Source organism: Bacillus sp. T2.9-1 (assembly GCF_950097965.1).
Lineage (GTDB): Bacteria > Bacillota > Bacilli > Bacillales > Cytobacillaceae > Niallia > Niallia hominis.
The window spans coordinates 1-3945 of the sequence record NZ_CATNHG010000005.1 but is presented as its reverse complement, the minus strand read 5'-3'; the positions used below and the strand labels follow the sequence as shown (position 1 = coordinate 3945).

4 protein-coding genes are annotated in these 3945 nt (G+C 36.0%); all 4 read right to left on the bottom strand.

Going from position 1 to position 3945, the window contains the following annotated elements; genetic code table 11:
* Positions 1 to 261: 261 nt before the first annotated feature.
* Positions 262 to 1755 carry a phospholipase D-like domain-containing protein gene (locus tag QQZ16_RS01550; protein ID WP_284560998.1) on the bottom strand — a complete coding sequence of 498 codons (1494 nt, stop codon included), beginning with the start codon at positions 1753 to 1755 and terminating at the stop codon, positions 262 to 264.
* A gap of 351 nt (positions 1756 to 2106) precedes the next feature.
* A complete protein-coding gene (locus QQZ16_RS01545; protein ID WP_284560997.1) occupies positions 2107 to 2781 on the bottom strand; it encodes a DUF421 domain-containing protein in 675 nt (224 codons plus the stop codon).
* Positions 2782 to 2896: 115 nt separating this feature from the next.
* A complete protein-coding gene (locus tag QQZ16_RS01540; protein ID WP_284560996.1) occupies positions 2897 to 3757 on the bottom strand; it encodes a DUF421 domain-containing protein in 861 nt (286 codons plus the stop codon).
* A gap of 29 nt (positions 3758 to 3786) precedes the next feature.
* On the bottom strand, positions 3787 to 3945 hold a 159-nt coding region (locus QQZ16_RS01535; RefSeq protein WP_284560999.1), incomplete at its 5' end, for a DUF1657 domain-containing protein.

Here is a 3945-nt window from a genome sequence, read left to right as displayed (position 1 = left end):
GATTTTCAAATATATTATCTATTGATATCACCCCTATATTTAAATGAAAAGGTAACAGATATTTTTGAATTCAAACTCTTTGAGCTGCCTTTTTAGTATTACCGTTTTTTAGTAATGAATTTCCATCGTAAATAAGAAAAAACCCATGTTGGAAGTTATAATACACGGGTTTTCGACTTTTTTTCAAATAAGTCAGAAATATATTAAAAACAAAGTTAAATCTAGATTTAAGATAGAACAATAAAAACAGGATACATCAACTTATAATAATGGAGAAAGCAGACGAGCACCTTGTTCAAAAATGCGCTCGGTCAGGGATCGTTGCAACAAGTCTTCAATTCTTAATGGTACAGAATCAGTAAGATCCCCCTCGAACTGCTCTGTGAGTTCTCTTGCCACATCAGCACTGTACACGACTTGACACACCTCATAATTCAGGCGAAAACTTCTCATATCATAGTTTGCTGAGCCTACGGCAGCAATCTCCTCATCGATGGTCAACACCTTCGCATGTATCATTCCTTTGTCGTACTGGTAGATTTCGACTCCAGCTTCTATAAGTTCTCCGTAATAGGTACGGCTTGCAAGGCCCACGATTTTTTGATTATTGTGGCGAGGAACCAGCAATCTTACACGGACACCACGAGCTACTGCTGTCTTTAATGCCATGATAATATCCGTTTCTGGTACAAAATAGGGTGTGGTTAAATCAATAGTCTTTGTCGCCTGTGTTATACATATAAAGTAAGCTTGCCGAATGACTGGGGTAGGAATTCCAGGGTTTCCTTCCAACGTATGGATATACGCTTTATGCAATGTCCTAGTTTTTCCGGATATGTCCATTTCTTTATCATCAAGGGTGCTCAACTCTGATCCCAATTCGGCTGACCATTTGGAATGATCTGCTCTGCCGATTGAATTGATTTTCGTTACCTCTGATTTTGTTTTCAAATTTGTTTTTGATTTTATCCTTTCCGGCACAGCGATTTCCCAATGAACATCAAAAACAGTCTGCAAGTCGCCTGTTGCTTCCCCTATAATTTGCAAATGAGTGTCCCTCCAAAATCCTACGTCTGGCTTTAATCCTGTATATTCATACCCAACGTTCATACCGCCAGTAAAGGATTCCTTTCTGTCAATCGTCACAATCTTACAATGATCCCGATAATTCCAATTGGACAAAATCCAGGGAAATCGCAGAGGAAATATTGTCCTGCATTCTATCCCTGCTTCAACCATCTGCCGGATTTTTTCACGCGGGAATTTATAACTCCCCAAGCTATCTCTCATAAAACGAACCTGCACTCCATTTAATGCTTTTTCGATTAGCAGTTCTGTGATTCGATTACCAATTTGGTCGTTCCGATAGATGAAATATTCCAGATCAATGGTTTCTTGGGCTTTTTGCAGGGATACAAGGAGTTGATCATATTTTGCTATCCCATTGTTAAACACTTGGACTTGGCCCATTCGAAGCCCATTCACAGTGAAATGCCGTAAAGCATTGGCAATTACCGATGCTGAAGCACCGAATGTCTCAGGTAATTTGTTAGATTCATTTTTAGAACAGGTCAATCTTTTTCGATGAATAAACTTAGGGTTTGATATGCTAAGATATAGCCAGAAACCAATGACAGGTAAAAAAAGGACGATTATTATCCAATTCAAAGCCTTGGCAGGCCGACGAACTTCCCAAATTGCTATGAATAAGATAAAGAACGTATTTAACAGGTATAGATAAAAAATCCACTCCAACTGGAATCCCTCCTTCTGTTTCTCTTAACATGTACAAACTATGTAACCAGTATACGTATGGAATATGAAGGGATTGTCTGTTATATATTATGGACTACCTTTATAAGAACTTGTATAAGATATTAAGAACGAAAAAAGAGAATTAAGGTTGGGAAAGTTCTGACATCACGAAAGGCGTAATGATCTGGGCACTGTCCTAACTAGAGACTTAGTGATTTTGAAAATTACCATCTGGTAAATTCCTAAATATAGGTATAATTTTTTATAAATTTGGAAAATGAAAGTGGTAAATGCAATAAGGAGTAAATAAGAGAAAACATTAATTTATATTGGGAGGAAATCGTCTTAAAATTAGTCGTTAACATCTTTTTTGTTAATGGTTAATGAATGATCGGTATCTCTAACAGCAGCATAAAAAATATCTTTGATTTGAAGATATCCCTTTGCCTTTAGTTCTTCCTTTAACCACTTTTCATTTTTGTTGATTAATTTTAAATTACGCTTTTGCACTTTCCCTTCAATGACAACGGCTATGGGTAATCCGCGGTATTCCACTTTCATATGTAAATCTTTTGGAGTAATAGGAACTAATTCTTTTCTTGGAAAAATGCTAATTTCACCTGTTGCTTCCAAAATCGCATATTCAATATCGTGAATATCCGGATATCCTGATGTTCTTAAATTAGACAACAGCTCAGGTAAAGGATATCTACTTTCCTTTAAATTTCGATAGATAATTTTCCCGTGTTTAATTAGAATAGTCGGTTTTCCGATAATAAAAGGGTTTAACTTATTTAATAAACTTAACTTTGATATAAATAGATGAATGCATGTTATTACAATGATTCCAATAATCCCCTCCATCACTCCGTTTACTTTAATAGAACCAAAAGCTAAATAAGATAAAAAAAGAATCGCTCCAAAATCATGAGGGGTAAGTTGGGCTAGAGCTGATTTCCCTAAAATTTTTACTGCTACAATAAACACAATATAGATAAAAATAACTTTAACTAAAAAAATAGACACTTCTAACACCTCGTAAAAAAATTCACCTTAGTCCGAAATTGGACTAAGGTTTTTAAACTTTTTTCAATTAAAAATGGTATCTTTTTTTCGTCATGTATGAATCTAAGCTAAATCCTTATCCTTTTAAAATAGGGGTCACTTTATCAATGGCTTCTTGTAATTTTTCACTGTTTAACCTATACATTTGTTTGGCCTCTTTTGATTCCGTTCCAAGAGCAAATAGTTCTAAGTCTGCTTGACATTTTTTCAAGGTTGAAAGAATTAAGGGTCTTTCTTGTGGGGGTGCGACTTGTAATTTATCGTCAAACAGATCAATCGTTAACTCTCCGTAAGAATTAACCTGTCCCAGAAATACATTTTCAATCGTTACACCTAGTTTTTCTAATTCAGTTTGTAGCCAAGCCCGACTTCTACCAATTGTAGACAGAGGCTCATCTAATATTTCTCCATCCATAATGACGGTCTGAGGTTCCTTAACGGAAGCAACAGTCAAGTTTACATCTTTCGGTGTCAAAGGTTGGTTTTCTTTCTTGAGCATAACGCTTAGATCCCCGGTTGGCTCTAATACCGCAAATTCCACATCAGCTACCTTAAAGACATCCTTCTTTCGAAGCAATTCCAGTAACTCATCGGTTGTGTATTTTTCTTTTTTTAGATTATCCTCCATAATTTTTCCATCTTTAATAAAAATAGTTGCTCTTCCTTCTATAAAATCACGAAAGCCTTTGCTTTTTAAGGAAAGCAAACCTGCTAAAAAGGGTATTGCCGCGAAGACCACGATTCCGATTATCCCGTTAAACATGTTCCGTTCAAGTCCTGTGATAACTTCTGCGCCAATACTTCCAATTGTAATACCTACAACATATTCAAAAAAAGAAAGTTCAGAAAGTTGCTTTTTCCCTAACCATTTTGTGATTAAAAACAGGACAACGACAAATAATAATGACCGTATTACCACCTCTAACCATTCAGGCACTGCTTACACCCCCTGTAAATATAGTTTTTCTAGAAACCTTTGTACTGAAGTTCCTCTCCTTCTAGTTCTCCTACTCTTTTTTTTAAATCTTTTGTTACTTCGTGTACTACCATCATAGCCTCATGCAAAGTTCGCTTCGATTCATCATCAAGAGTCCGTAATGCTAAACTTGAGAGACTTGCTTCTAC